The sequence below is a fragment of the Methylicorpusculum sp. genome, assembly GCF_030651835.1.
Lineage (GTDB): Bacteria > Pseudomonadota > Gammaproteobacteria > Methylococcales > Methylomonadaceae > Methylicorpusculum.
Genome location: NZ_JAUSBX010000095.1, coordinates 45627 through 51626 on the forward strand (window position 1 = coordinate 45627; position 6000 = coordinate 51626).

Consider the following 6000-nt stretch of genomic DNA (forward strand, 5'->3'; position numbering starts at 1 on the left):
GTATACTCTTTTGAGCTTACTTGATCAAGCTAGCATAAGAACTATCAATAATACTTCTGGAGGTATTCATCATGAAATGGGAAACACCAAGCTACACTGACCTGCGTTTTGGTTTTGAAGTCACCATGTATATTTACAACCGTTAATTTTTTACCGGTAACGCAAAAAAGGGGTTCGAAAGGACCCCTTTTTTTTGCCTGATTTTTCTCAATACCGTATCATTGCGGCACTTTCTTACGCTATATTTCGACTACCATGAAAATCAGAGTCTTAGGATCGGGAGCCGGTGGCGGTTTCCCTCAATGGAACTGTAACTGCAACAATTGCAGACGCTTACGGCATCAACAAATGAACGGTAAAGCCCGGACTCAATCCTCTATCGCCGTGAGTACCGATAATAAAAATTGGCTGCTGTTCAATACCTCGCCCGATATCAGAGCTCAGCTGGAAGCCTTTCCAGCCATTCAACCGAAGGAAGGCATACGCGATACCGGCATCAAAGCGGTTTTGCTTATCGACAGTCAAATTGATCACACGACCGGCATGCTGATGCTGCGCGAAGGCAAAGAACCCCTCAATGTGTATTGCACCGAAATGGTCAAACAGGATCTGACTACCGGTTTCCCCGTATTTAAGATGCTGGAACATTACTGCACGGTAAAACATCATCCGGTTCCCCTGGATGGCAGCAGCTTTACCGTAGACGCCATTGATGACATCCGCCTTTATACTCATTCGCTCAAAAGTAAAGCACCGCCATATTCTCCGCATCGTCATGACCCGCATGAAGGCGATAATATCGGCGTCATCATCGAACAAATATCCACAGGAAAACGCGTTTATTACGCACCCGGCCTAGGCGAAATAGAGCCTCATGTGCTCAGCGCCATGCAAAACGCAGACTGCTTACTGGTCGATGGTACTTTCTGGACAGAAGACGAAATGATTGCCTGCGGCGCCAGCAGCAAAAAAGCCCAGGAGATGGGACATCTGGCACAATCAGGTCCCGGTGGCATGATTGAAGTCCTAAACTCCATTCCTGATAGCCGGAAAATACTGATCCATATCAACAATACCAATCCCATTCTGGATGAGGATTCCGATGCGTTCAAAATATTGAACCAAAACAGAATCGAAGTCTCCTATGATGGCCTGGAAATTGAACTATAAAAAATTGCCAACGGGAAAACAATGACAGCTAGCGATAATACGCCTTGGAACCGGGAAGAATTTGAAGCGAAATTGCGCGGTATGGAAAAGTATTACCATATCCATCATCCCTATCACACGCTAATGAATGAGGGAAAGCTGACCAAGGAACAAATTCAAGGCTGGGTTGCCAACCGTTTCTATTATCAGGTCAGCATCCCGATTAAAGACGCCAACATTCTGGCCAATTGCCCGGACCGTAAAACCCGCGCTATCTGGATACAACGCATTCTCGACCATGACGGACATCCCAATGATCCGGGCGGCATTGAAGCATGGATACGGCTGGGTATTTCCGTCGGCCTGACGCGTGATGAAATCACTTCGCTTAAATATGTCCTGCCGGGCGTTCGTTTTGCCGTCGATGCCTATGTCAATTTCGCCCGTCGTGCTGATTGGCACGAGGCCGCCAGTTCTTCGTTAACCGAGTTATTTGCACCCAAAATACACCAGCAGCGACTGGATAACTGGCCGACGCATTACCCTTGGGTTGAAAAAGAAGGCTATACCTATTTTCGTAAACGCCTGACTGAAGCGCGCCGCGATGTTGAACATGGCCTGGAAATCACCCTGGACTGGTACAAAACCCGTGAGCAGCAAGAACGCATGGTCGAGATTCTGCAATTTAAACTTAATGTTCTGTGGACCATGGCCGATGCCATGTACCTGGCTTACGTGAACGAAATGCCGCCTTATTTCAACATCGAAAAATAATGACTATTCAACCCGACAAGATCATCAGCTTCTCACCCACCCATCGATTGCAATGGGAAGAAGCGCAGCAAAAAAACGTCATTTTGTACCCTGAAGGCATGGTTGAACTGAACACCAGCTCAGCGGAAATTTTAAAACTGTGTGACGGCACCCGAACCCTGGATCAATTGATCAATGAACTTGAACAAAAATTTGCCACCACGGGTTTGAGCAACGACATCAACGCTTTTCTGGAAGTAGCACTACACAATGGCTGGATTCGACAAAACTAATAATACACCGCCGCGTTGGTTGCTGGCTGAGCTGACTTATGCCTGCCCGCTGCAATGCCCTTATTGCTCCAACCCTCTGGATTATGCGAAATATCCATCTGAATTAAGCACCGAGGACTGGATGCGCGTGCTGACACAAGCCCGAAAAATGGGCGCCGTTCAGCTTGGTTTTTCCGGCGGCGAACCGCTTACCCGCAAAGATCTGACAGAACTGGTCAGACACGCCCGCCAACTCGGGTACTACAGCAACCTGATTACATCGGGCTACGGCCTGACTGAAGAAAAAATCGTGCAGCTCAAAGAAGCCGGACTTGACCATATCCAAGTCAGCATTCAAGCGAGCACCCAGGAGTTAAACGACCATATTGCCGGAACGGCCTCTTACGTCCATAAAAAAGAAGTTGCCCATCTGGTCAAAAAACACGGCTATCCCATGGTGTTATGCGTGGTGATACACCGTGAAAATATTCATCAAATGCAAGACATTCTGGAAATGGCGGAAGAACTGGGCGCTGACTATCTGGAACTGGCCAATACTCAATATTACGGCTGGGCCCATGCCAACCGTGACTTATTATTGCCAACCCGGGAACAATTTGAAGAGGCGGAACGGATTGCCCAGGCTTATAAAGAAAAAGTCGCCGGTAAAATGAAAATTTATTATGTCGTGCCGGATTATTACGAAGACCGCCCGAAAGCCTGCATGAACGGCTGGGGCACGACCTTTTTGACCATTGCCCCGGACGGCGTAGCGTTACCCTGCCACTCGGCCCGCGAACTACCCGGACTGGATTGCCCCAATGTCAAAGATCTCAGCATTGAAGAAATCTGGCATGACTCCAAAGCCTTCAACTTTTTCCGCGGTCAGGAATGGATGAAAGAACCCTGCCGCAGCTGTGACGAAAAACACAAAGACTTCGGCGGCTGTCGCTGCCAAGCTTATTTACTGACCGGCGACATGTACAACACCGACCCGGTTTGCAGCAAATCACCGAACCATCAGGTTATAGATGCCGCCATTGCCTCGGCTGCAGCCGTTGCGTTGGCACCCAATGAAAAGCCCTTACTGTTCCGTAACAGCAAAAACTCACGGGAATTCATGTAAAAATGAGCTGCGAATTTATGGTATCGGGCTAACAATAACTTGACGGGGCTATCTGAAAGGAGTTTTTAACCGCCTCTAAAGATAAAGCCCGTAGGATGCGGTTCGTTCCTCACCGCATCCTACCGAGCTATGGTTGACTGTTCACCTCTTCATAGCCGACTATTACCGCGGTAAAAATAAACTGTATAACGTGATCTACAGCCAATGTACTGATAAGGTAACAGAGCTTATTGCCTAGAGTACGGCGATCAGGGATGATATGCCGAAACCATTTAATTACTTGTTCGCTAGACATATGAGCCTTCGTACACACGTTGAATTTACTTCCGATGCATTCCCCTCCTACCCGAATGAAGAGGAGGAGATCAACCCTGGAATCTGGGGCAAACGTCTTGCGGAATACCTATGCTCTCAGCTTTCCCTTCATGGGATCACCCCAGAGGAGCCCTTTACCGAGGATTGGGGATGGCAGATACCCATAAAAAATGAAAAATTTAAGATGTTTATTGGATGCAGCAACCAGCTTGAACCAGGCGACAACCGTTTTCTTTGTTTTATAGAGCCCTCAAAGCCCGAGGTCAGAAAAGGATTATTCGGAAAAATAGATGCGAGACCCGACATCAACCGAGTCGCTTCCGCTCTCGATAAGGTTTTGACATCTCATCAAGATATTCATGATTTGAGGTGGTGGAATGAAGATGAAAAGTAAAGGAGCAAACCATACCTTCCACTCAACTCCCTTCAGCCCGGAGGATGCCGTAAACGCCGTGAACCGCATCGTTCGCAATTGATGCGGTTCGTTCCTCACCGCATCCTACGGGCTTAACCAAATAGGAAAAAGTAGAAAAAGGGGTCAGGTCTTGCAATAACGCATTTTGTGAAAATCCTTGCTTACTGCTTTCGTCGAATGCTGGATTGCAAGACTTGACCCCATCTCCGGTTAATTACTTGTTAAAGCACCTAATCATGAGCAAATTGACTCAAAAGAAGCTCAAAAAATATATTGATAAAGCTGCGACTTCAAATGTTGCAAAGTCGACTCGCAGGTTCTTTTTCAACCACTTGTACGAAAGCATGGAATCTAGAGGTTACTTCCATGTCGACCAGATGTATGGAGCCGGTAGCGGAGTGCTATTGAAAATTAACGATGAATTCTTTGTGCTTACGGCTAGGCACGTCATCGAAAACAATATCCAGGGTGAACTTCAAAATGAGTCTCCATTTTGGGTTCCTGCAAAAAACCGAGCTGTATGGTCGTCGCAATATGATTTTCTTTTTCCGAAAAGGGTATGGAATGTCGGAGAGCTAATCTCTGAAGAGATCAATGGTATTGACAGCTCTGATATATGTCTTGTTGAAGTATTTCACCCACAAAAATTCCATATACCAGATCACTTCATAGAGATATCAAGTATGGACAGCGCTCTTAAGGAAGAAGAATTCTTCAATGGTCAAATTCTTTTAGTTACAGGCTACCCATTTGAAAGAAATTCATTTGATTTTACCCCGCAAAGTGAAAATATCACCCATACGACAAAAATCCAAAGGCACACTATTCCTGGAAGATACATAATCGACGAAAATGATAGCTATATTTCTTTTGATATAACCGAAGGGGAAACTTGTCACAAAAATGTTAACGGTATGAGTGGTGGTGCTGTATATAACGTTCAGCCAAAGGCCAATCAAGTGAAACTGGCAGGAATTCCGGTAACTGCCGGAGATAATATTTGCCGCTTTATACCAAGTTATATGTTTATCGATGCAATTATTAATTTTAGAGATTCCAGCAATAGAACTATTGATCCTATAGTGGATAATCCACCATCTTTAGAGGATGTTATGAAAGTCACATTGAGCTATCTAAAACAGTTTGACCCTGACTTTAAAGAAACTATCGAGGACAGCCTTAACAAGGCAATGCACCGGACTAGCCGGTGATTGCGGCGTTAAGCATGTGGTCTTTATGGATACAATAAGTTACCGAATTAAAATTCCAAATAGCATTGTAAGCAAATCATTTCGTATTGCTTTGGAGCAAAGGGGGAATTTTTTTCATAATATTAGATCAGCTTTCAAGCAAGAACTTGAAGTAATATTTGAAGAGTATGGTTTATGTGCAGATTCTCATACCGACTTAGGTTCTATAAATTTTTTAAAAAACAAAAATTTTTTTGAAGAAAAAAATATTGTAAAACATACAGGTTATAAAAAAGATATTAGCGTTGAAGTTGATGCAAAATTTTGCGCTCGGTACGGTCATGATGATTACAGTCTCAAAGCAATTAATTATACAGATGGGGAAATTTGTAATTTTCCATCGTTATTAGCAGTTAAAGAAATCATTAATTTTTCTTTAGGAAATATTCTGGTTTTTGTTAAAAACAAAAATTATGAAATAAGTTTAGACCTAGAAGAAGGCTTGAATATAACTGGATATACTTTTGATATTTCTTCAAAAAAGAAAAAGTCATATGTATGTTTACTTGGTATTCATTTTAATTCTGAATTAATTTTGCCGATTTTTAAAGACTTTTTGATTGACTGTGTACATCCAGAGTAACTATTCAGACCCCCACTAAAAAACTGTATTTTTAAGCCACCAAGACTTATTCTGTGCGCCATGCAACTGAGCGATCATGATCTAAACCAACTGGATGAAGACAAGCTTCTTGACCTGCCGGAAGAGGATTTGCGTCG

General features: G+C 44.1%; 8 protein-coding genes. All 8 read left to right on the forward strand.

Features of this window, described 5'->3' with window-relative positions:
* Positions 1–71: 71 nt before the first annotated feature.
* Positions 72–146 (forward strand): pyrroloquinoline quinone precursor peptide PqqA, encoded by a 75-nt coding sequence (gene pqqA, locus Q7V32_RS12995; protein WP_006892363.1) that lies wholly within the window; start codon positions 72–74, stop codon positions 144–146.
* 109 nt (positions 147–255) lie between these two features.
* A complete protein-coding gene (gene pqqB, locus Q7V32_RS13000; protein ID WP_304897410.1) occupies positions 256–1170 on the forward strand; it encodes a pyrroloquinoline quinone biosynthesis protein PqqB in 915 nt (304 codons plus the stop codon).
* A 21-nt stretch (positions 1171–1191) separates the two neighbouring features.
* Entirely contained in the window at positions 1192–1923 is a 732-nt protein-coding gene (gene pqqC, locus Q7V32_RS13005; RefSeq protein WP_304897411.1) for a pyrroloquinoline-quinone synthase PqqC, read from the forward strand.
* Positions 1923–2195 carry a pyrroloquinoline quinone biosynthesis peptide chaperone PqqD gene (gene pqqD, locus Q7V32_RS13010; RefSeq protein WP_304897412.1) on the forward strand — a complete coding sequence of 91 codons (273 nt, stop codon included), beginning with the start codon at positions 1923–1925 and terminating at the stop codon, positions 2193–2195. The genes pqqC and pqqD overlap by 1 nt, the downstream gene beginning before the upstream one ends.
* Entirely contained in the window at positions 2173–3300 is a 1128-nt protein-coding gene (gene pqqE / locus Q7V32_RS13015) for a pyrroloquinoline quinone biosynthesis protein PqqE (protein WP_304897413.1), read from the forward strand. The genes pqqD and pqqE overlap by 23 nt, the downstream gene beginning before the upstream one ends.
* A gap of 295 nt (positions 3301–3595) precedes the next feature.
* Positions 3596–4009, forward strand: coding sequence for a hypothetical protein (locus tag Q7V32_RS13020; protein ID WP_304897414.1), 414 nt, complete (start codon positions 3596–3598; stop codon positions 4007–4009).
* Between the two features lie 257 nt (positions 4010–4266).
* Positions 4267–5241 carry a hypothetical protein gene (locus Q7V32_RS13025; RefSeq protein ID WP_304897415.1) on the forward strand — a complete coding sequence of 325 codons (975 nt, stop codon included), beginning with the start codon at positions 4267–4269 and terminating at the stop codon, positions 5239–5241.
* 25 nt (positions 5242–5266) lie between these two features.
* Positions 5267–5863 (forward strand): hypothetical protein, encoded by a 597-nt coding sequence (locus Q7V32_RS13030; RefSeq protein WP_304897416.1) that lies wholly within the window; start codon positions 5267–5269, stop codon positions 5861–5863.
* Positions 5864–6000 lie beyond the last annotated feature (137 nt).